This is a genomic window from Flavobacterium sp., from assembly GCF_031411595.1.
In the GTDB taxonomy this organism is placed as follows: domain Bacteria; phylum Bacteroidota; class Bacteroidia; order Flavobacteriales; family Flavobacteriaceae; genus Flavobacterium.
Genome location: NZ_JANOBI010000008.1, coordinates 1 through 23,156 on the forward strand (window position 1 = coordinate 1; position 23,156 = coordinate 23,156).

The following is a 23,156-nucleotide window of genomic DNA, read 5'->3' on the forward strand; positions in this document are numbered from 1 at the left end:
CAACAAGGATATGTAATATGCTTGCAAACATCATTGGAAAAAGAGGTCACATAAACCAAGCTAAAAACCGCCAAACCCACATGCAACGATGATTGAATATAGAAATCAAAAAGTTTTTGAATTGCTCGCATTTCCAAAAATAATCAAACTGTTAATAAGATGACGTTTTAGTTCAAAAATTCTCATAAAACAATGCTAAAAATCCCATCCACTTTGAGAATAATCCATAAATTTGTGCTTCAAAAAAACACACATTACCTACCTATACTTTATGAAAACAGATTCATTTGCTTTACGACACATCGGACCAAGAGAAACAGATATACCTCACATGTTAAAAACCATCGGAGTCGATTCGATTGAGCAGCTCATTTACGAAACCTTACCCAATGACATTCGTCTCAAAGCGCCTTTGAATTTAGATCCGGCGATGACTGAATATGAATTCGCGAACCACATACAACAGCTCGGAAACAAAAATAAAATGTTCCGTTCTTATATTGGTTTGGGTTATCATCAGGCGATTGTTCCGGCGGTGATTCAAAGAAATATTTTTGAAAACCCGGGTTGGTATACGGCTTACACACCATATCAAGCAGAGATTGCTCAAGGCCGATTGGAAGCTATTTTGAATTTTCAAACGACAGTTATTGAACTTACGGGAATGGAAATCGCCAATGCTTCGTTGCTTGATGAAAGTACTGCAGCGGCTGAAGCTATGGCTTTGTTGTTTGATGTACGCAGTCGCGATCAAAAGAAAAATAACGTTAATAAGTTCTTCGTTTCTGAAGAATTGTTACCACAAAACATATCGGTTTTACAAACCCGTTCTACGCCAATCGGTGTGGAATTGGTCATTGGAAACCACGAAAATTTCGACTTTTCTTCGGATTTCTTCGGAGCCATTTTGCAATATCCTGGAAAACACGGACAAGTTTATGATTACGCTGGATTCATCGCTAAAGCCAAAACAAATGAAATTAAAGTAGCTGTTGCTGCCGACATTTTAAGCTTGGTGCAATTGACGCCACCGGGTGAAATGGGCGCTGATGTGGTTGTGGGAACCACACAACGTTTCGGAATTCCGTTGGGTTATGGCGGTCCGCACGCGGCTTATTTTGCTACGAAAGATGAATACAAAAGAAGCATGCCCGGAAGAATTATTGGCGTAACTGTAGATACGAATGGCAATCGCGCTTTGCGTATGGCTTTGCAGACGAGAGAGCAGCATATCAAAAGAGATAAAGCGACATCGAACATTTGTACTGCGCAAGTTTTATTAGCCGTTATGGCCGGAATGTATGCGGTGTATCATGGTCCGAAAGGCTTGCAATATATCGCCAGAAAAGTACACGCTTCGGCTGCAACTTTGGCGAATGAACTTGAAAAAATCGGATTGTATCAAACGAATACTGCTTATTTCGATACCATTGTGGTGAAAACCGATGCTAAAAAAGTACGTGCCATTGCGGAACAAAATGAAATTAACTTCAATTATATTGACGACCAAACAGTTTCAATTTCTTTGAATGAAACGACGAGCATTAAAGATTTAAATGATATCGTTTTCGTTTTTGCTTCGGCTCATGAAAAATCCTATACGGCTTTTGATACTTTGTTGGGTTCGATCCATTTCCCACAAAATTTAGAAAGAACATCTGCCTTTTTGGGGTATGAAGTTTTCAATTACCATCATTCGGAATCTGGGTTGATGCGTTATATTAAAATGCTTGAGCGCAAAGATTTGTCGTTAAACCATTCGATGATTTCGTTGGGTTCGTGTACGATGAAACTTAATGCTGCTGCTGAAATGTTGCCTTTGAGCAATCCGCAGTGGAATAACATTCACCCGTTTGCACCACTGGATCAAGCGCAAGGTTATCAGGAAATGCTTAAAAAATTAGAGCAACAACTTAATGTCATTACCGGTTTTGCAGGAACAACTTTGCAACCTAATTCTGGAGCGCAAGGCGAATACGCAGGCTTGATGGTGATTCGTGCGTATCATCAATCGCGTGGTGATCACCACAGAAATATTGCTTTGATTCCATCTTCTGCGCACGGAACGAATCCGGCTTCGGCTGCGATGGCAGGAATGCAAGTCGTTGTTACCAAAACTTTAGAAAACGGAAACATCGATGTTGAAGATTTAAGAGAAAAAGCGATTTTACATAAAGACAATTTATCGTGTTTGATGGTGACTTATCCTTCGACGCATGGTGTTTATGAAGCTTCGATTATTGAAGTGACAAAAATGATTCATGACAATGGCGGCCAAGTGTATATGGATGGCGCGAACATGAACGCTCAAGTTGGATTGACTAATCCGGCTACGATTGGTGCCGATGTTTGCCATTTGAATTTGCATAAAACCTTCGCAATTCCACATGGCGGTGGCGGACCGGGCGTTGGACCAATTTGCGTAGCGAAACAACTCGTGCCATTTTTACCAACAAACCCTGTAATTCCGACTGGCGGCAGTACACCGATTACAGCCATTTCTGCAGCACCTTGGGGTTCGGCTTTGGTTTGTTTGATTTCATATGGTTATATTTCGATGTTGGGTGCTGAAGGCGTGACTGATGCTACGAAATATGCGATATTGAATGCCAATTATATTAAGGAAAGACTCAACGGACATTACGATACTTTATATACCGGAGAAATGGGACGCGCGGCTCACGAAATGATTTTGGAATGTCGTCCGTTCAAACAAAAAGGCATTGAAGTTACTGATATTGCAAAACGTTTGATGGATTATGGTTTCCATGCGCCGACAGTTTCGTTTCCGGTCGCAGGAACATTAATGATTGAACCAACCGAAAGTGAAAACTTAGAAGAATTGGATCGTTTTTGTGAAGCCATGATTTCAATCAGAAAAGAAATTGAAGCTGCCGATGCGGATGAACCGAACAATGTTTTGAAAAATTCACCACATACATTAGCCATGCTGACTGCCGAAGCATGGAATTTCCCATACACGCGTGAGCAAGCTGCATTTCCTTTAGATTATATTGCAGAAAACAAATTCTGGCCAAGTGTTCGTCGTGCGGATGATGCTTATGGCGACAGGAATTTAATATGTTCTTGTGCACCAATCGAGGCTTACATCTAAAGCTTATTCATGCACAAGAAACTTCTCTTTACTTACATTTTATTCAATGCATTGTTTTGTATTTCACAGAACAATGCATTTAAGTATGTGCCCGAAAATAAAGATTCGGTGATCAGTTTCGTTAATTCGATTTACAAAAAGAAGATTACCAAACTCGAATCGGTTGCTGAAAAAAGAAGTGAATTCAAAAAAATGATGTCGGAAAGAAAGGATGATTTCATCAAATCGATCAATGACAGCAGTTATATTTTTGATAAGAATATTTCCAATTATGTGAAGTCTGTTCTTGTCGAAATATACAAGAGCAATCCTCAAATCGACACACACGATTTTTATTTTCTCATCAGCAAATCTCCAATTCCGAATGCCGCTTCTTATGGTAATGGAATATTTGTGATCAATCAAGGTTTATTCAATTTCATAGATACGGATGATGAATTCGCATCCGTACTTTCGCACGAAATATCGCATTTTGTTTTAGACCACAGCGATAAAAGCCTGCTCAATCGCCTTTCGACTTTAAATTCAAAAGAAGTAAAATCTAAAATCAAGGCGATCAACAAAACCGAATACGGCAGAAGAAGAGCCATAGCCGACTTAACCAAAACCTTAAGCTATAATTTCCTTGATCGAAGTCGAAAAGACGAAACACAAGCGGATTCACTTGGCTTGATTATGCTCAGAAAAACGCATTATAATGCTATGGGAAGTATTAATTCTTTGAGAAAACTTGAAACCATTGACAGCATTATTTTTAACGAAGATTCTAAAATAAAAAGCCATTTCAATTTTGAGAATTATCCATTTAAGGAAAGTTGGCTGATGAAAGACGAAACACTTTTTGACATCAAGGAAAAAGCGAATGATTATGCTTGGGACAAAGATTCGATCAAAACGCATCCTGATATTCCGTTGCGAATTGAGCTGCTCAAAAAAATAATTCAGGATACCACAGCCATTAGCAAATCTTCGCCGGCATTAGACAGAGTCAAGAAAATTGCTGCCGAAAACAGCATTACGATGTATATCGACAATTCGAATCTCGATTTTGCGCTTTATCAAACGCTGATTCTTTTTAATAAAAACCTCATTGACGAGAAGACTTATTGTAATAATATTTGTAAGTTGCTCCGCAAAACGTACGAAATCAAAAGCAACCATACTTTTGGAAAATATGTTGGGCAAATCAGTCCATTCTCTGACGAAAAGTATTTGAATGACATTAAGATATTCCTCAACAACATTGAAATCAAAAATGTTCGGAAAATCGGATATGCTTTTTGTGAAAAATATAAAGCACAAATGCAGCAAGATCCTGAGTTTTCTTCATTTCAGGCGTTTTTTGAAAAATTAAACACACCGTAAAAGTTCAACCTATTTATAAATAAAAACAATCCTAAAATGAAAAAAACCCTTTTATTATGCATTACGCTGCTCACCTTACACGGTTATTCTCAAACCAATAAAATTGGTGACGTAAACACGTTTAAAATCAGAAATGCCGGAGCCATCATGGACAAGAACAAAGATGTTGACGGCTATTATTTTTACTATGTGCTTGATAAGCTCAAAAAAGGAAATGCTGAATTCGCCATTCAGATCCTCGACAAGAACCTTGTTGAAGTTGCCAAAAAATCATATATAGACGATAAGCATACCGTATTGATGAACAGTAAGTTCAACAACCAGGCAATGATGTTCGCGATGGGAAATTGGGACGATAAGCAAATCACGCTGTTGACATATGACAAGCAAGCGAACCTGACAAAGACTACAAAAATCCCATTAGAAAGTAAAGAAGCAAGATACTATGCGATGTTCGAAAAATCGGGACAGCTCAGCACTTTGTTCCCTGTTGACAACAAAGGATTCCTGTTCAACAAACTTGAAGACAATAAAAAAATCGGTTATTCTTTGAAATACTACCCGACCGATGGTGGCCAAGCCTGGGAATTTAATTCTCCGGATGATTCAAAAGAAATTCTTGGCATCAGCCCGATTGAAGTGAATGAGAAAGTTGTCGTAGCCATTGAATCGGCAAAACCCGGCATGATGTCAGGAAAATTGACGTTGCGTACTAAAGTAATCGATATCAACACCGGTAAACTTTTGTACGAAAGAGAATACAGCAAAAAAGGAAAACCGAGAATCATCAACAATGCGTTTCTTGACAGCGACAACAATGTCGTTTTGATGGGCGAATACTTTGATGAAGGCGACAACATCATGAAAGATAAAAGTTTGGGAATGTTTACCGAAGTCGTTGACATGAGCGGAAAAACAATCAAGGAAAGTTTTATCTCATGGAAAGATGATGTTTCTAAAATCGTGAAGACTCAAAATGGTTTTCTTGAAGACAAAGGCTATGTTTATTTCCACAACATTGTAAGAACGGCTTCTAATGATTATTATGCGATCGGCGAATATTATAAGAAAACGGTCAGTGCTATGGGTGTAGCCAGTGCTATATTGAATAGAGGAAATTCGACATCGTCGCTTTCACAGCTTACGATTACAAATTCTGTTGTTTTCAAATTCAATTCAGATTTTAAACTTGTCAATATCCAGGAATTCGAAAAAGGAAAATCGAGAGTGGAGTGTGCGAACGATTATGGCAGCCCGCAGATGAATGCGCATTACTTGAGTGCTTTTGGCGCTTTTGATTATGAATATACGCAAATCGACAAAGCAAATGATCGTTTCTATGCTTGCTTTATCGACTATGAAAGATTGAAAGGAGAATCAAACAAAAACGCTTTCAAAACCATTATATATGATGAAGGGAAGCTTACAGAAGATAAGATATATTTGAAAAATGTTGGTAAATCCTTCCGTGTGATGCCTGCAAAAGTGGGTAATGTGCTATTATTGGAATATGACAAGAAAGCAAAAACAATCGATTTGCACATGGAAAAACTTAACATTAAATAAGTTTTATTTTTATAATCAAATGATTTTTAAGGCACCTATTTATGATGCATGATATTGAAAATCAAGGTGATTTATTCTTTTTGGTTGATGAATTCTACAAAAAGCTTTTGGCCGATAATAACATCAGTTATATATTCACGGAAGTAGTCAGAATAAAAATCGAGGTCCATTTGCCGATATTGGTTACGTTTTGGTCGCAGGCCATTTTGGGCACGGGCGGTTATACGCGAAACCTGACGCAGATTCATCTCGACATCAACCAGAAAGAATATTTATCTCCTGAATTGTTTCAGATTTGGTTAAGTCATTTCAATGCTACAGTTAATGAAAATTTTACTGGAACAAATGCTGAGAAAATAAAAACCAATGCGCTTAGTATTGCGACGATTATGCAAATTAAAATCGCTCAAGAAAAAAGTAAATAATTACGACATCAATAATTATATCTTAAATATTTTATAATTTCACAATTAATTTGAATTAAGTAACATTTTTGAGACTTTCGAAGTTTTTATTAATAATTTCGTAATGAAATAGTAATAATATGAATATCAAGATTACAGGTTCCGGCAGTTATATTCCGGAGATAAAGGTAAAAAATACTGATTTTGAAAACCATGTATTCCTCAACGATGACGGTACTCCATTCGCTTATTCTAATGAAGTTGTTATCAGTAAATTCAAAAGTATTACCGGAATCGAGGAACGACGTTATGCAGAACCTCATCTAACTTCCTCTGACATGGCCTTTTTTGCTGCTGAAAAAGCGATTAAGAACGCCAATATTGATCCTGAAACTTTAGACTATATTATTTTCGCCCACAATTTTGGCGATGTAAAACCCAATGCGATTCAATCGGATACCGTGCCTAGTTTGGCGACCCGTGTGAAATTTAAATTGCGCATCAAAAACCCGAAATGTGTTGCCTACGATGTGCTTTTTGGTTGCCCTGGTTGGATTGAAGGTGTCTTGCAAGCCAATGCATTCATTAAATCCGGCATGGCAAAACGTTGTTTGGTGATTGGTGCAGAAACTTTATCGCGAGTGGTTGATGCTCATGACCGCGACAGCATGATTTATTCTGATGGTGCCGGCGCATCAATATTGGAAGCTTGTGAAGATGGCGATGGTTTGCTTGCGTATGAAAGTGCCACTTTTGCTTATGATGAAGCGAATTATTTATACTTTGGAAATTCGTTCAATAAAGATTTGGATCCCGATGTGCGTTACATCAAAATGCATGGCAGAAAAATTTATGAATTTGCTTTGAGTCAAGTGCCACTAGCGATGAAAAGCTGTCTTGACAAAAGCGGTATTACCATTGACAATATTAAGAAAGTGCTGATTCACCAAGCCAACGAAAAAATGGATGAGGCGATTGTGAATCGATTCTACAAACTTTATGATCGTGAAATGCCCGATAGAATTATGCCTATGAGCATTACGCTTTTGGGTAATAGCAGTGTTGCAACAATTCCTACTTTATTTGATTTATTGGTTTCAAATCAAATTGAAAATCAAGAACTTCATCAAGGCGATGTTATCATTTTTGCTTCGGTTGGTGCAGGGATGAATGTGAATGCCTTTGTTTATCGATATTAAATCAACTTCTTCTTGTTTTTTGTATTGTTCTGAAGTTAGTGTGTGTCTTCTTTTTTTAGACGCATCCTGATGCTTCGGGGCCTATGTCATTTTGAAAACAGTGGCCCTAGCCCGGATAGAAGGGAAAATCCTTTTTTCTAAATCTGGAAGGTTTAGAAAAAAGATTGGAATGATAGCCGGAAACAGCTCCTAACCCATCGACTGTGCATGCTAAGATCAATCTAGAATTTTATATTGCTGTTGATTACGGCTATTTATTTTTGTTAAAATTTACACTACTCTAAAATAATTAAATGTAAGATAATTACATCTTTTTTATTAAATTTTAAGCACTTCGTCGATTTTATTTGTTTTTAATCGACGTTTCTTCATACTATTGCAATGTAGTTAAAAACAAAACAAAATAAATTAATCCCTAAATCTCAATTTATGAAAGTAATCTACACTTACGCAGCACTTGCATTATGTTCTTTTTCATTCGCACAACAACTATTCATCGTAAACTCTGATAACAAATTTGGAGTAGTTAATGAAAATGGAGTAGAAATCATCCCGGCAAAATATACTTCGGTTGATGAATTTGATATGATTCATCCCAATTGGTCGAAAGTTGGCCTGGACAATCTTTACGGATTCGTAGACAAAACCGGTAAAATTATAGTAGAACCAAAATACCAAGAAATCAACGCTTACAATACTTTTCACGAAGGTTGGGCATTGGTTAAAAAAGATGGCAAATACGGATTTATTGATAATTCCGGAAAAGAAATTGTTCCTCCAGTTTATGATAAAGTAGGCGCTTTTGGTGACTATGTGAAAGACTGGATGCTCGTTGAAGTCAATGGTTTAAAAGGATTTGTTGACAAAGATGGTAATGTAATTGTTCCTATCAAATATACGCAAGTTGATAAATTTGATAATATTAGAAAAAACTGGTCACTGGTTAAAGACAGTAAAGACAAACTAGGATTTATTGATAAAACTGGAAAAGAAGTGATTCCGGTGGTGTATGACAATATTGAAGCATTCGTTAAAAAACAAACGGTGATTGCTAATGTAGAATAAATACAACATCAAATATAAAACAAAAGGGATTTCTTATTGAAGTCCCTTCTTTTTGTTTCTGGCATTATCTATCGCTGCATTTAAGCCTACATTCTTTATATATTTGCAATCATTAAATCAATCCAAATTATAAGATGTACGAGAACACTTTCCCCAACAAAAGATTCCAATTGACCTTAGCGTTTCTTAAAAAACATATTGATACCCAAGAAAGTATTTTGGATTTGGGTGTAGAAAATCCGTTTTCAAAAATTATGTTGGCTGAAGGATTTAAGGTTACCAATACAAGCGGAGAAGATTTAGATCAAGATCAGTCTGTTTTCAAAAAGCAAGCTGCTAACGTGGTGACTGCTTTTGAAATTTTCGAGCATTTGTTGAATCCTTATACTATTTTAAAAGAAATTCAATCGGAAAAGCTGTTTATTTCGATTCCGTTGCGGTTGTGGTTTTCACCGGCCTATCGCAGTAAAACGGATGCTTGGGACAGGCATTATCACGAATTTGAAGATTGGCAATTGGATTGGCTTTTGGAAAAAACTGGTTGGAAAATTATTGATAGACAACAATGGACAAATCCTGTAAAAAAAATCGGAATTCGGCCTTTGTTGCGGTTGTTTACCAATCGGTATTATATTGTGTATGCGGAAAGAAAATAGTTATTTAACGCTATCTTGATTTAATTTATTTGTAAGATTTTTATTTTTGTTTTATTAAAATTTATGCATTTCATCGATTTTATTTGCTTTTAATCGTTAAAACATAGTATCATTGCTCTGTAATAACAAACATAATTAATAAACAAAAATTCAATTTTATGAAAGCAATCTACACCTACGCAGCATTGGCTTTATGCACGGTCTCTTTTGGACAAAAATTATTTATCGTAAGCTCTGATGATAAATTTGGAGTAATCAACGAAAACGGAGTTGAAATTATTCCCGCGAAATATAACTCGGTGGATGACTTTGACAAGGTTCACATGAATTGGTCGAAAGTCGGACTGAATAACCTTTACGGTTTTATCGATAAAAAAGGAAAAATTATTGTGGAACCAAAATATGAAGTAATCAACAATTACAGCACCTTAAATGAAGGTTGGGCTTTGGTTCAAAAAGAAGGAAAATACGGTTTTATTGATGATTTAGGAAAAGAAATTGTTCCGCCAATCTATGATAAAATCGGTGGTTTTGGTGAATATGCCAAAGACTGGATGCTTGTAGAAGCTGAAGGTTTAAAAGGATTCCTTGACAAAGAAGGAAACATCATTGTACCTGTGAAATATGTTCAGATTGATAAGTTCGATAATGTTCGAAAAAACTGGTCATTGGTCAAAGATCGTAGAGACAAATTAGGATTTATCGACAAAACCGGTAAAGAAGTAATTCCTGTAGTTTACGATAATATTGAAGCTTTTGTTAAGAAAAAAGCAACTGTAGCTGATACGAATTAATAAAACACAAACTCCCTAATATAAAAGAGGAATTTCTAATCAGGAATTCCTCTTTTTTTATGGCTTAAATATATAATTTTATCTTTGCTCAATAAAGCCAAAACATCCAATGCATTATTATCTAATTATTCCCGCACACAACGAAGAAAATCATATTACATTGACCTTACAATCAATTGAAAAGCAATCATTGTTACCTAAAAAAGTGGTTGTGGTTAACGATAATTCAACCGATGATACGGAAATGATTGTGCATTCGTTTGTAGAAAATAATCCTAATCTAGCTTTAGTAAACAATCATTCAAATTCGGAACACCAACCCGGAAGTAAAGTCATTCGTGCTTTTCAAAAAGGGTTGGAAACTTTGGATGACGATTATGATTTTATTGTGAAATTGGATGCGGATTTAATTTTGCCATCGAATTATTTTGAAACTATCGCGGCGCATTTCAAATCAGATGCGAACATCGGAATGGTTGGCGGATTTGCTTATATCGAAAAAAACGGCGATTGGATTCTCGAAAATCTAACCGATAAAGATCATATTCGAGGCGCATTTAAAGCGTATCGCAAAGCCTGTTTCGAACAAATCGGTGGACTCAAACCTGCCATGGGTTGGGATACCGTTGATGAATTGCTTGCCAAATTCTATGGTTGGAAAGTGGTGACCGATGCTACTTTGAAAGTAAAACACCTCAAACCAACCGGAGCCAATTACAACAAAACTGCACGATTCAAACAAGGTGAAGCTTTTTACAGTTTGGGTTATGGCTTTTGGATTACTGCAATAGCCTCAGCAAAATTGGCAATGATGAAGAAAAAACCGTTGTTGTTTCTGGATTATATTCGAGGGTTCTGCAAAGCGAAGTCCGCTAACAAACCACTTTTGGTTACTGAAGAACAAGCAAAATTTATTCGCCAATATCGTTTGTCGAAAATGAAAAGAAAGATTTTCCGTTAAGACATTCTGCGTGAGATTTAGCTTCGCTCGGTTCGGCTGTGCCTCGGGTGAGATTAAGAATTTGATATTAAGAGGAGAATGTCCGGTGGACATTCGGTTTTATAAGTGGACTTCAGGTGTTTTTTTGGATTTTGAATTATAGATAAAAGTCATCGTGAAACCAGATTTGCGTGAGGGATAGCAGTGGTTATCCTTTTGTGCTGTCGTTCAGCGCAAAAGATAAGAACGCATAGCCCGACCCTTGTGGTCACGCACAAAAAGCTCCTAAAAAAACTGACAACCAACACCCGACAACCAATAACTTTTCTTATTTTAGCGCATATTTCAAAACTATGATGCTCGTTCGTTATTTGTCGCAAATTGGGAAGTACTTTTTGATGTGGAAAGAGATTTTCAACAAACCTACCAAATGGTCGGTGATGCGAAGTCTTATCTTTAAAGAAATCGATGATTTGATCATTGGTTCGCTCGGCATTGTGGCATTTATTTCGTTTTTTGTTGGCGGCGTTGTAGCGATTCAAACGGCATTAAACCTGACCAATCCGTTGATCCCGAAATACCTCATTGGTTTTGCGACACGTCAATCGGTGATTTTGGAATTTGCTCCGACGTTTATTTCGATTATTATGGCGGGAAAAATGGGTTCGTTTATCACATCGAGTATAGGAACCATGCGTGTTACCGAGCAAATTGATGCGTTGGAAGTTATGGGTGTGAATTCGTTAAATTATTTGGTTTTTCCTAAATTAATCGCGCTACAACTCTACCCTTTCGTGATTGGAATCAGTATGTTTTTAGGCATTCTCGGCGGTTGGATAGCCGCTGTGTATGGCGGATTCGGTTCGAGTGCTGAATTTATTGGCGGATTGCAAAAAGAGTTTATCCCGTTTCACATTGCTTATGCTTTCATCAAAACTTTTGTTTTTGCTTTGCTTCTTGCGACCATTCCTTCGTTTCATGGTTATTATATGAAAGGCGGCGCGTTAGAAGTTGGGAAAGCCAGCACCGTTTCATTTGTTTGGACTTCCGTGATGATCATCACGATGAATTATATACTAACCCAATTGCTTTTGACCACATGATAGAAGTAAAAAATGTTGAAAAATCATTTGGTGGCACTAAAGTTTTGAAAGGCGTTTCGACTGTTTTTGAAACCGGAAAAACCAATCTGATTATCGGTCAAAGTGGTTCCGGGAAAACGGTTTTGCTTAAAAGTTTGCTTGGCATTCACACGCCCGAAGTGGGCACTATTTCTTTTGATGGCAGGATTTATTCTGATTTAACTGCCGATGAAAAAAGGGAATTGCGTACCGAAATCGGAATGGTATTTCAAGGCAGTGCGCTTTTCGATTCGATGACGGTGGAAGAAAATGTGGGTTTCCCTTTGAAGATGTTTACTAGCAATTCGAAATCTGAGATTCAGGATCGTGTTGATTTTGTGCTTAAACGTGTGAATCTTATTGATGCGAATCTAAAATTACCTTCTGAAATTTCGGGTGGTATGCAGAAACGTGTGGCGATTGCCCGCGCTATAGTTAACAATCCAAAGTATCTGTTTTGCGATGAACCGAATTCGGGTTTAGATCCGAACACAGCGATTTTGATTGATAATTTGATTAAAGAAATTACCGAAGAATATAATATTACAACGGTAATCAATTCGCATGATATGAATTCGGTGATGGAAATCGGCGAGAACATCGTCTTCTTGAAAAACGGCCTCAAAGCATGGCAAGGCACTAAAGAAGAAATTTTTAAGACCGACAATCAAGCGGTGATTGATTTTGTGTATTCTTCGAATTTGTTTAAAAAGGTTCGTGAAGCTTATTTGAAAGGGTAATCAAATTTTATTGACCTGTCACAAATACCCATCCTTGTTTATTTTCTCCTGATTGTAAAAAAGCAATATAAAAGTAAGTCGAATCCGGCAAGGGTTGATTTTTATTGTTTTGTCCGTGCCATTGATCCGTATAATCATTTTGTTGATACACCAATCTTCCCCATCGATTATATACTTCCAACTTATCTACTAGCAAACCGGTCAAATCAAATATATCATTCACAAAATCATCATTCGGAGTAATTACGTTAGGTATTTCACATTGCGTTCCCGGAATCTGTATCGATTGCAATGTCGAGCATCCTGCACTATTGGCAATGGTAACTTCATAAACTCCGGAAGGCAAACCGGTGATTTGAATTGGGTTTTGCAAACTCGTATAACCATCAGGTCCGGTCCAAGAATAATTGGCTGATAATGCATCGAAAGAATTGTTTATTGGTGTGGCGGTTATTGTATATCGATTGTTGACACAGCCACTTTCTAGCGTAAATTCAGGTACCGAATTGACCACTACCTCAACATTGGATTCCGCAGATTCACAATCGTTGGTAAGCGCTTTTACAGCATAGATTCCTGCTTGCAATGTTGTTATGTTTTCTATTGTTGGATTTTGCTCTGAAGAAGTAAATCCATTGGGGCCTGACCAAAGGTAATTTCCAAAAGGAATGGTTGTGGCTTGCAAATTTAATGCCCTCGAATCACAAACCGCTTGTTCCAGAAAAGCGATTGGAGTTTCCGGTTTTTCTTTAATGGTAATCGTTGAAATCGATGTGTCGGAAGTACTACACGAACCATTTACGGTATATTTAAATTGGAAATTTCCCGAATCAATCGTGGTAGAATTCCATAAATTATTGGTTAAAAAACCGCTATTGGTAATTTCTTGCCAAGTGCCATTGCTGTCATAATTTCCTGTGAGTAATGAAAATAAATCGATGATTCCTTGTGCTCCGCAATATTGAACAGTCTGTCCATTTCCTGCTTGCGGATTCGATGAACTGATGTTAATTTGATAATCAACTACAAAATCGACGCACGAATTTGGGTTGCCTGTATAGAAAACACGAACATGGTAAATTCCGTTATCTGTCGGTACTTGAAATGACGGAAAATTTAAAGTACTCAATGTGCTGATAATCGTAGGGTCATCACCTTTTCGCCATTCATAATTTAAAAAAGTAAAAGCCGGAACCGACAATGAGCCACTTTGACCTTCACAAAAAGGGGTTGCTTGAATTGGGAAAAGACTCGGATTGGAAATATCGAACAAACTATTTAATATATTACCGCAAGCATCTTCTATTTGAAAATTATAAACTGTGGGTTCCAATCCTAAAAAGATATTCGAGAAATTGTTGTTGATGAAAAAAGGTTGTCCGTTTTTAGTGGTGATTCTATATTTTAATGGCGCATAACCTTCAGCAATAACAATGGCGTCGTATAGGCTATTTTCGCAGGCAAAGGAATAGACGTTTGTGATTCTGGGGCCAACAGTAAATTGAAAGCTATAAACTTCATCAATGCAAGGCAAAACCACTTGTGCTGCATTTCCAACAACAGTAATGACGCGGATGACCCTGAAGAGTCCACTTGACTGTATATTACTGTTAGTTCCAAAACGATTAAGTACATAAGCAGTCAATTGATTAAATTGATTGGTAGCTCCTATAAATCCCGTTATGGGATGTCCCCATTGGTTCGTAGTAGCGTAAAACTTCTGCATATAATAACTAACATTTCGTGCATTGGTTTGTTGCCTGAATGCAATGTTAAAGGAGTCGCAGTTTTCCGTTATTGTTGCTGTTGCCGGATCACTTGTAAGACCGGTCACTATAGCTGTAGTGAGTTTCACTTCATCGCAACTATCGAGAGTGCTGAAAACATATGTTCCCGCCATCAATGACCCCATAGAGATGGAACTTCCGTAAAAGTAACTACTCAAATCCTGCGGTAACGGAAAAGGATACCCTGCTGGGGCTGAAATCAGCGTCCCACTCACAAGGGTATGGCTGCCACTAATCTGTAGCGAACCTCTATTGCCTTCACATCCGGGATGTATAATAGCATTAACATTACCCGGAGGAGATGATGTCAGTTGAACCGTGTTGGTTCCTATTCTTCCACAAGCATCAGTCACTTGAACAGTGTAGGTTCCCTGTGGTAATGGTACCGAAGCATTATAATAAGTTGCTATACCCGAAAATGGGCCCGGATGATTCGAATTAAATGTCAATGGATTGAAACCCGCAGGAGCACTTAAAAAACTAATGGTAAAAGGAGCAGTTCCATTGAGCATGCCAATCTGGAGTTTTTTTGCATCGCAAATGACTACGGGTGTTGACAATGCTACCTGCATTGCAGCAGCTTGAATAAGAATTCCGTTTCTAGAATAGTGATTACCGCATCCGTCTGTAACAGCAACATTATAGCTATTATAGTTATTTGGAACTGTAAATGAAAAAAGCACAACTACGCCGCTTCCCGAATTGTAAGTTGATGTAAAAACCAAAGGAGCGCCTGTTGATGACATTACAGTTGTTTGGATGGTAATCGGAAAAGCAATGATATGACCCGATGTATTTGAAAGAGAATTAGAAACGTGCAAATTATTGCATCCATCGACGGATACAGTTCCATTGAGAACAGACAATCCTGGTGGTGCTTGGGGCACTGTAAAAGTCCTTGCCAAACCTTCACCACAAGCATCAAAAACCCTCACGTTGTATGCTCCGGCTGGTAAATTATTAAAGATGTTTGAAGTTTGTAAAGGCCGAATTACCGGGCCCGAAAAAATCTCATACGAAACCGCAATACTATGCGTAATCGTCACTCGAATTTGCCCATCATTACCGCAAATCTCAGGATCTCCTGCTAAGGTATAGTTGAGATCTATAATCGTATCTGAAATGAAAACATCTTGTTGCTGGCTATTGCTGAGTTCACCCAAAGATTGCGTGGCAACAACCCTATAATTTCCAGACACTAATCCGGTTAATGTATTGCCACCCAATACGGCTATGGGTACAGTAGTGTTGGGTAATTTATAAATCGTATATAAAATTGTTGCTCCCGAAGTTGTGTTAGCAACCTCAAAATTTAGCCTACCATTGGCCGTGCAACTTTCCGTAATCGGTGCAACTTGCAAAACAAAATCAGACAATTGTGCATACGAAAGCATTGTATTAAAAATACAAACCAGCAACAGTAAGCGCCATTTTAATTTTATTGCTTCCATAACTTTTTCGAAATTAATGAAATTTACCTAGTCACATAAACCCAACCCGTTTTTTCTTCTCCAGATTTTAATTTGATGTAATAATAATAGGTAGCATCCGGAAGCATTCGATTCTTATAATCTTGCCCGTGCCATTGGTTGGTGTAATCGTCTTGTTTGTATACCATAGTTCCGTAGCGATTGAATACTTCAAATCGAATTTCTTTTCCCAAACCTGTCAAATCAAATTCATCATTATAATCATCGTCGTTGGGTGAAATTCCAAGTGGTACTTGACCACAAAATGTATTGCTTACCACAATGTTTTTGGATAATGAACAGCCTTCTGAATTGGTTACTGTTGCAGTATATTGACCCGAATTAAAACCCGTAATATCGATTGGATTTACGGTACTACTGAAATTATTTGGACCGGACCACAAATACGATACGGCTGCTACATCAAACGATTTATGATTTGGAACAACAGTAATATTATACACCGCGCCTTTACACAAACCTTTAAGATCGAAATCCGGAACCGATTCACCCGCAACAGTAATCGAGTTTGTCGATTCGCAACCATTCAACAAAGCTTTAATGGTATACAATCCGGCATTGTCAGACGTTGGATTTGCTATCGTTGGATTTTGTTGGCTTGAAGTAAAATTATTAGGACCGGTCCATTCATAAGTGACATTCGCAATCGCATTGACATTCAATTGAAACGGCTGGTTCAAACAAAAGAAAGCATTCGATGTGATAATCGGAATTTCCGGAACTTCTTTAAAATTAATCGTAATAACGGCTTCATCAAAATCATCACAAAAACCATCAACATGGTATTTAAATCGATAGACTCCAAAAGGAATATTTGTAGGAATCCAAGTGTTTCCAGACAACATTCCGCTATTGGTGATTTCAGTCCAATTACCCGTAGTGTCATAGTTTCCGCCTAAAACAGAAAATAAATTAATCGGATTTGAATCAGCGCACAATGAAATCGCATTGTCATTTCCCGCCTGAGGATTGCTTACCGTTGGAATCGTATAGGACAACGTTTTATCCAAACACGATAGTGAAGAATTAGAAAAAACATGAACAAAATAAGTTCCTGCCGCAGTACTGCTATAGAAAGGTGTGAAATTTAAAGCATTGGTGGTGCTTAAAATCACTGTTGGTGCATTGGCATTCCACCATTGATAACTTAAAAAAGAAACCGCCGGAACAATCAGTTTTCCGTTTTGCCCATCACACAAATTGCTTTGCGATATGGCCGGTTCTAATAAAGTAGTGATATCATAAACTCGATTAACGACATTGCCGCAATGGTCTTCGATTTGAAAATTATACGTTCCGCTGGTTAAGTTTGAGAAATAATTAGAATTTCCATTATCAACAAAAAAGGGTTCGCCATCTTTTGTGGTAATTTTAAAAGTAAATGGAGGAACTCCCGCAACAGTAATAAAGGTGTTGTAACTGCTATCATTGCAAAGTATCCCTGTAGCATTGATGACCCTTAACTCGCCGGTGAATTCGAATTCTTTAATGACAACCATACCACAATTTGTAAGGGTAGCACTACCATTACTATAAACAGAATTTACTTTCACGACACGAAACTTTCCATACAATGCGATATTGAAATTGGTGGCATAATTATAAACTTGAAAAGAATTTGTGGCATTGACTTCATCGCCATTAACAAAAGGAGTTCCGGTATAAGGATGCTTCCATTGATTGGTCACAGGATCTAGTTTTTGAAGCCAAAAACTTTGCATATATGGTTGATCCATCACGTGATTTAAAATCAAATTAAACGAACCGCAATTCTCAACGATATTGACATCACTCTGAATAACGTTATAACCGGGCATAACGACTTCAAAATTATTAGCAATACCACAGACATCTATAGTGCTGAAAGCATAAGTTCCTTCAGGTAAATCATTCATATAAAACTTCCCTAGTGTACTGATATTAAAGGAAACATTATACGGAAGCGTTTGTGCAAAAGCGGGCGGTGCAGCCGTGATTATCACTTCTGTGAATCTGCGATTGGGGGTGTCTATAGAAACAGATCCATATCCTTGTGTGCAGCCTCGTAGCATGTTGAAACTTGGGATAGCTGTAGATATATTCACAGGAACTGTTACTGATAAAGGATATATATTTCCGCAATAATCTACCACTTCCAACACATAATCTCCAGGTGGCAATCCTGTAATTTCAACTTCTATCCTTGAAATGGGTAACAAAATATATTGTGTTGCATTGAAAGGCAAAGGATATAGAAATGCTGCCGGAGCTGATAGAATTCTGACTCCAACAATGGCTAACTCTAAACCAATAGTAGCATATTTGATTCTGATTGTTCCTGTATTTGATTCGCAACCCACTTGGTTTTCTGCGGTAATGCTATATTCAGGTAAATCTATAGTTCGAACGAATGTATATTCTTCTCCGCATCTATCAATACCTTCAAAAGTATAAGTCCCTAAAGGAAGTTGCATTAAAAATATACCATCAACAATAGCAGAAGTCGCGTCATAAGGTATTGGAAAACCAAAACCTGCCGGTGCTGAAGTAATAATAAGTGTAGCAATATTCCTGATTTTCACTAGTCCAAATGTTGCACAAATCGGAGTTGCTGAAATGTCCGGTTCGCAATTAGGTGGTAAACTGCCTAACCCTGTAGTTACATTACCACATGAATCCGTTATTGCTACTTCATAATCTCCTAAAGGAAGTTGATTTTCTTTTGTAGATAAATATTCAATCGGTGAACTCGCAAAAGGTCCAGGATGTTGCGAATTAAACGTGTTGGGGTTAAATCCCTCTGGAGCAGTTATAAAATTTACATAGAATGGTGGTACTAAATTGCATGTTTTAACTCTAATGAAACTCAAATGATCTTCGGTTTCAGTAGATGCTAATACCGTAACTGTTCCTTCTCTAATTAGTTCGCTACCATTGTAGATGAAATTATTACCACAAACATCCGTCACATTTATTGTATAGGTATATGTTTCTCCTGTGATAATTGCCAAGCTTAAATTTGCAGTAGCATTTGGAATTTGTGTAGGAAGATTAGCGTTACCGGAAGTAATGGTTTGAGTTGTAATGACCGGAGTTCCGCCGTTGGGTGGAAAAATAGTCGTCTGTACTATTAGCGGATAATAAATAGTAGCTCCTACTGCAGTACTAATAGTAATGTCTCCATTTGTTAATAGGCAACTTACAGGATCACAAGATTGTACAATTGGAGAAATGTTTAAAGAACTTACATTCGCTAAGGTAAAAGTCTGAACGATGCCATCGCCACAAACATCATTCACTCGAACCACATATTCTCCTACAGTTAGTCCTTGGAGCACATTAGAAACTTGAGGCAGTACGATTACAGGCCCCGAAATAATTTCATATGTTGCCGGATTTCCTTGTGTTACCGCTATTGTGATATTACCATGAATACAATCTACAGGTTCACCGCTAACTTGAAAAGCCAAAGGATTGATTGTATTTAGAATTTGAATGTCTTGTTGCTTTGAATTGCTAAGATTGCCCAACGATTGCAGTGCTACAACACGATAATTTCCGGCCACTAAACCCGTTATAGCATTGGAAGATGTAACTCCAATTGGGTTTAATGTGTTGGGTAATAAATAAATTGAATAGACAAAAATAGCATCAGGTGTTGTGCTGGATACACTGAATGATAAGGAACCATTGCCTGAGCAACTTTCATCGGTTTTGGTAACTGTAAGCGTAAAATTTGTTAATTGAGAAAAAGCAATTTGACTAAGAAAAAAGAAAATCAAAATGAATAAATATTGCTTTTGGTATAGTTCTTTTCTCATATTAAACGGCTTTTATATTAAATCAAAAATGTCCTAAATTAATCAATATATTAAACGGAGTAGTATCTTGTCAGAAAATTTCCAAAAAATACAACTTTAAAAGTAGCGGTTTCTTTTGAAAGAATTGAAACTGAATTAGTATTCGATGCGTTTGAATTAGTATTCGAGGGAAACGATTTGTAGATTAGCAATAAATTAAAAAATAAACCGCCGATTTACAAATTAAACAATAATTAATCTGCAAATCAGCGGTTAGGTTTTAACCACGAACAAAATTTGATTTTTATTTTTTCAATTGGCTCACAATACCTTTGATTTCTTGCTCTTTGCTTTTCGGATAAATCAGCAAGACGTTGTCTTTATCTACAATAATAAAATCTTCCAGACCATCAATAATCACCAACTTATCTTTAGAAGTACTGATAATATTACTCGACGCATTATTGAGCAACACCGTCGCATTGACTACCGAATTATTGTTTTCGTCCTTGTCTAATTTTTCGTGTAATGAACCCCAAGTTCCAAGATCATTCCAATCGAATGTTGCTGGAAGTACATATACGTTTTTCGCCTTTTCCATCACAGCATAATCAATCGAAACATCCTCGGCTAAGCCATAATTTTCGGCTATAAAATCTTTTTCTGCGGCTGTATTATAATCGCTCCAACCTTTGAGGAATAAAGCATTCATTTGGGGTTGAAATTTTTCAAAAGATTCCACAATTGCCTTCACACTCCAAATAAAAATACCGCCATTCCACAAGAAATTGCCGCTTTCAAGAAATGATTTTGCCGTTTCATAATCGGGTTTTTCACGAAATTGATTGACTTTTTTAATGGCATTGTTGTCGGTTTTGTCAAACTCGATATATCCAAAACCGGTATTGGGAAACGTAGGTTGAATTCCTAAAGTCATCAAGGCATTTTCAGTGCTGCAATAATCAAAACATTGCTGCAAGTTTTGAGTGAATAATACTTCATCTTCAATCCAGTGATCGCTTGGCGCCACAACCATAACCGCATCTGGGTTTTGCTTTTTAATTTTCATCGAAGCATATAAAATACAGGGTGCCGTATTGCGCATTGCCGGTTCTAGTAAAACTTGTTCTTGCTTGACCAAAGGCAATTGCTCTAAAACGATATGGTTGTATTTTTCGTTGGTCAATATCAAAATGTTTTCCACCGGAATCAGCTTCGATAATCTGCTGAATGTCTTTTGTATTAAGGTATCGCCGGCACCCAACATATCGTGAAACTGCTTTGGAAATTCCGCCGTGCTGACAGGCCAAAATCGAGATCCAACGCCACCGGCCATTAATATTGCGTAATAATTTTTATTCATTTTTTCTGAGTTGCTGCGTTACTGAGTAACTGAGTGTTTTTAATTTGAGTTTATTTTTAATGGAGCAATTCCACTTCTGCATTCGGATTAAACAAGTACATTCTCCCGGAACTTAGCTCAACACATTCATACCGTTTGGTGCGCAAAGCTCCTTTTTGAAAAATCTTGCCATTATGAATTCGGAAACGGCTTCCATAAGGGATTTCAAAGATATAATTTTTATCATTCTGTTGGTCAAACTGTTTTAATGCTAATGATAAAGTAGCATCAACATCGCTGCTGGCTGTTGGATTTTTGAAATGCCTTGCCAACAGCGGTAGCAATTGACTCGGGAATATTTCAGGTCGAATAAACGGAATCATCATGCGTTGAAACGTATACTTCCATTCGCTTCCGTGTGGTTTGATGTTTCTGCCAAACTTTTCAAAAGCCACCAAATGAGAAATTTCATGAATTAAAGTAATCAGGAATTTATACTTATTCAGATTGGCATTAACCGTAATTTCGTGTTTACCATTCAATCCTTTTCGGTAATCGCCATGTCGAGTGACACGCTCGTTGACAATTTTGAGGTGCACTTCGTTGGCAACAATCAATTCGAAAGTTGGCTTTACAGCGTGTTCTGGTAGATATTTGGATAGGGTTTCGCTCATGAAGGGTTGTAGGTTTTAGGTTGTAAGTTGTGGGTTAAACGTTTTAACATACAACTTACAACCTAAACATTTTTTATGGTGTTGTTGAAGAAACTTGCAATACTTTCCCGTTGTAAAATCGATGTCCGGTTAGTGTGAAATTATAAATATAATCTGCCATTTCAGCAGCAGCAAGTGGTGCTTGATATCCCGGAAAAGCTTCCATGAGCATTTCTGTTTGCACCGATCCTAACGCCAACACATTAAAAGCAATACCACGTTCTTTGTATTCCTCGGCTAACAATTCCGACAACGTAATCACAGCGCCTTTGCTTGAAGAATAGGCTGAAAGTCCGGCGAATTTCATACTGCCTTGAATACCACCTATCGAACTAATCGAAACCACATGACTGCCTTTTTGCAAATACGGCAAAGCCATTCTGGTAAGCATCGCAACAGCAAAAACATTCACTTTATAAACTTTTTCAAAATCAGCAAATGTGGTTTCTGAGAAAGGTTTGAATACTAATGAACCTGCATTATGAACAATCGCATCGACTGTTTTCCATGAGGTTGTAAGAAAGTTTTCGACTTGCATCAAATCCTCTTCTTGGGCTAAATCAACTGCCAGACAAGTAATGTTTTGATGTTCGATTAAGGTTTGTGGTGTTTGGCGTGACAGTGCCAAAATCTGGTGTCCGGCGTTGGCCAATTGAAGTGCCAGTTCGTAGCCGATTCCGCGTGAAGTTCCTGTTATGATGATGTTTTTCAAAACGTATTTTTTTGTAAAAATAGCAAAAAAAATGCATCTGTTTCGAGATGCATGATCAACCTAACTAAAACAATAAAATATAAAGATTCCTATGAAGACGTATATGGCAACCAACAGAATTTCGAATTTGTTTTCTTCTATGTATGACCTCAAATTTTCCATCATTTTTAAAAGAAAAAGATAAATAAACAAACTAATAATACAAATGAAATAATACTGATGATTCTGTATTTTTTACGCTTTTCTTTGAGGAACAAAAAGGCAGGCAAAGTAAATAAACAGTAGCATGTCAATGCCGTTAAATTTGGAAATCCTTTATATAAAGGCCTCATCCATTGCGGTAATACTAATAAGGTTTCTTCTTTTAA

General features: G+C 37.3%; 16 protein-coding genes. 11 read left to right on the forward strand and 5 right to left on the reverse strand.

Translation table 11 applies throughout. The features are described from left to right. Positions 1-271: 271 nt before the first annotated feature. The 11 genes from gcvP to RMO03_RS01040 all read left to right on the forward strand — a co-directional run bounded on the left by gcvP (position 272) and on the right by RMO03_RS01040 (position 12,965). Positions 272-3,115: an aminomethyl-transferring glycine dehydrogenase gene (gene gcvP, locus RMO03_RS00990; RefSeq protein WP_309640208.1), complete on the forward strand. Its 2,844-nt coding sequence runs from the start codon at positions 272-274 to the stop codon at positions 3,113-3,115. Positions 3,116-3,124: 9 nt separating this feature from the next. Then, positions 3,125-4,480 carry a M48 family metallopeptidase gene (locus tag RMO03_RS00995; protein ID WP_309640209.1) on the forward strand — a complete coding sequence of 452 codons (1,356 nt, stop codon included), beginning with the start codon at positions 3,125-3,127 and terminating at the stop codon, positions 4,478-4,480. A 36-nt stretch (positions 4,481-4,516) separates the two neighbouring features. Next, on the forward strand, positions 4,517-6,046 hold the full coding sequence (locus RMO03_RS01000) for a DUF6770 family protein (protein WP_309640210.1): 1,530 nt from the start codon (positions 4,517-4,519) through the stop codon (positions 6,044-6,046). A gap of 41 nt (positions 6,047-6,087) precedes the next feature. Next, the gene (locus RMO03_RS01005) at positions 6,088-6,471 is read left to right on the forward strand and encodes a group III truncated hemoglobin (protein WP_309640211.1); all 384 of its coding nucleotides are present in this window, start codon (positions 6,088-6,090) and stop codon (positions 6,469-6,471) included. Between the two features lie 119 nt (positions 6,472-6,590). Beyond that, on the forward strand, positions 6,591-7,649 hold the full coding sequence (locus RMO03_RS01010) for a ketoacyl-ACP synthase III (RefSeq protein ID WP_309640212.1): 1,059 nt from the start codon (positions 6,591-6,593) through the stop codon (positions 7,647-7,649). 429 nt (positions 7,650-8,078) lie between these two features. Then, positions 8,079-8,714, forward strand: a complete 636-nt coding sequence (locus RMO03_RS01015) for a WG repeat-containing protein (protein WP_309640213.1) — start codon at positions 8,079-8,081, stop codon at positions 8,712-8,714. Positions 8,715-8,848: 134 nt separating this feature from the next. Continuing rightward, a complete protein-coding gene (locus tag RMO03_RS01020; RefSeq protein ID WP_309640214.1) occupies positions 8,849-9,370 on the forward strand; it encodes a methyltransferase domain-containing protein in 522 nt (173 codons plus the stop codon). A 158-nt stretch (positions 9,371-9,528) separates the two neighbouring features. Further along, positions 9,529-10,164: a WG repeat-containing protein gene (locus RMO03_RS01025; RefSeq protein WP_309640215.1), complete on the forward strand. Its 636-nt coding sequence runs from the start codon at positions 9,529-9,531 to the stop codon at positions 10,162-10,164. A 109-nt stretch (positions 10,165-10,273) separates the two neighbouring features. Then, positions 10,274-11,125 (forward strand): glycosyltransferase family 2 protein, encoded by an 852-nt coding sequence (locus RMO03_RS01030; protein WP_309640216.1) that lies wholly within the window; start codon positions 10,274-10,276, stop codon positions 11,123-11,125. A 332-nt stretch (positions 11,126-11,457) separates the two neighbouring features. Next, positions 11,458-12,207, forward strand: a complete 750-nt coding sequence (locus tag RMO03_RS01035; protein ID WP_309640217.1) for an ABC transporter permease — start codon at positions 11,458-11,460, stop codon at positions 12,205-12,207. Beyond that, the gene (locus RMO03_RS01040) at positions 12,204-12,965 is read left to right on the forward strand and encodes an ATP-binding cassette domain-containing protein (RefSeq protein WP_309640218.1); all 762 of its coding nucleotides are present in this window, start codon (positions 12,204-12,206) and stop codon (positions 12,963-12,965) included. Before RMO03_RS01035 ends, RMO03_RS01040 begins: the two co-directional genes overlap by 4 nt. Positions 12,966-12,972: 7 nt before the next feature. Here the strand turns inward: RMO03_RS01040 and RMO03_RS01045 are convergent, their stop codons facing one another. The 5 genes from RMO03_RS01045 to RMO03_RS01065 form a co-directional block, all read right to left on the reverse strand. Further along, complete coding sequence (locus RMO03_RS01045) at positions 12,973-16,203, reverse strand: gliding motility-associated C-terminal domain-containing protein (RefSeq protein ID WP_309640219.1); 3,231 nt, start codon at positions 16,201-16,203, stop codon at positions 12,973-12,975. A gap of 23 nt (positions 16,204-16,226) precedes the next feature. Next, entirely contained in the window at positions 16,227-20,042 is a 3,816-nt protein-coding gene (locus RMO03_RS01050) for a gliding motility-associated C-terminal domain-containing protein (protein ID WP_309640220.1), read from the reverse strand. A 283-nt stretch (positions 20,043-20,325) separates the two neighbouring features. Further along, positions 20,326-21,384, reverse strand: coding sequence for a mannose-1-phosphate guanylyltransferase (locus tag RMO03_RS01055; protein WP_309640221.1), 1,059 nt, complete (start codon positions 21,382-21,384; stop codon positions 20,326-20,328). Positions 21,385-21,440: 56 nt separating this feature from the next. Beyond that, on the reverse strand, positions 21,441-22,037 hold the full coding sequence (locus RMO03_RS01060) for a SprT-like domain-containing protein (RefSeq protein WP_309640222.1): 597 nt from the start codon (positions 22,035-22,037) through the stop codon (positions 21,441-21,443). 73 nt (positions 22,038-22,110) lie between these two features. Then, positions 22,111-22,788, reverse strand: coding sequence for an SDR family NAD(P)-dependent oxidoreductase (locus RMO03_RS01065; RefSeq protein ID WP_309640223.1), 678 nt, complete (start codon positions 22,786-22,788; stop codon positions 22,111-22,113). Positions 22,789-23,156: the final 368 nt, after the last annotated feature.

Excerpts from the sequence above, each read along its gene's own strand:
- RMO03_RS01055 (WP_309640221.1), bottom strand. The coding sequence starts at position 21,384 with ATGAATAAAAATTATTACGCAATATTAATGGCCGGTGGCGTTGGATCT.
- RMO03_RS01040 (WP_309640218.1), top strand. The coding sequence starts at position 12,204 with ATGATAGAAGTAAAAAATGTTGAAAAATCATTTGGTGGCACTAAAGTT.
- RMO03_RS01060 (WP_309640222.1), bottom strand. The coding sequence starts at position 22,037 with ATGAGCGAAACCCTATCCAAATATCTACCAGAACACGCTGTAAAGCCA.
- RMO03_RS01035 (WP_309640217.1), top strand. The coding sequence starts at position 11,458 with ATGATGCTCGTTCGTTATTTGTCGCAAATTGGGAAGTACTTTTTGATG.
- RMO03_RS01010 (WP_309640212.1), top strand. The coding sequence starts at position 6,591 with ATGAATATCAAGATTACAGGTTCCGGCAGTTATATTCCGGAGATAAAG.
- RMO03_RS01020 (WP_309640214.1), top strand. The coding sequence starts at position 8,849 with ATGTACGAGAACACTTTCCCCAACAAAAGATTCCAATTGACCTTAGCG.
- RMO03_RS01030 (WP_309640216.1), top strand. The coding sequence starts at position 10,274 with ATGCATTATTATCTAATTATTCCCGCACACAACGAAGAAAATCATATT.
- RMO03_RS01050 (WP_309640220.1), bottom strand. The coding sequence starts at position 20,042 with ATGAGAAAAGAACTATACCAAAAGCAATATTTATTCATTTTGATTTTC.
- gcvP (WP_309640208.1), top strand. The coding sequence starts at position 272 with ATGAAAACAGATTCATTTGCTTTACGACACATCGGACCAAGAGAAACA.
- RMO03_RS01015 (WP_309640213.1), top strand. The coding sequence starts at position 8,079 with ATGAAAGTAATCTACACTTACGCAGCACTTGCATTATGTTCTTTTTCA.
- RMO03_RS00995 (WP_309640209.1), top strand. The coding sequence starts at position 3,125 with ATGCACAAGAAACTTCTCTTTACTTACATTTTATTCAATGCATTGTTT.
- RMO03_RS01025 (WP_309640215.1), top strand. The coding sequence starts at position 9,529 with ATGAAAGCAATCTACACCTACGCAGCATTGGCTTTATGCACGGTCTCT.
- RMO03_RS01045 (WP_309640219.1), bottom strand. The coding sequence starts at position 16,203 with ATGGAAGCAATAAAATTAAAATGGCGCTTACTGTTGCTGGTTTGTATT.
- RMO03_RS01000 (WP_309640210.1), top strand. The coding sequence starts at position 4,517 with ATGAAAAAAACCCTTTTATTATGCATTACGCTGCTCACCTTACACGGT.
- RMO03_RS01005 (WP_309640211.1), top strand. The coding sequence starts at position 6,088 with ATGATGCATGATATTGAAAATCAAGGTGATTTATTCTTTTTGGTTGAT.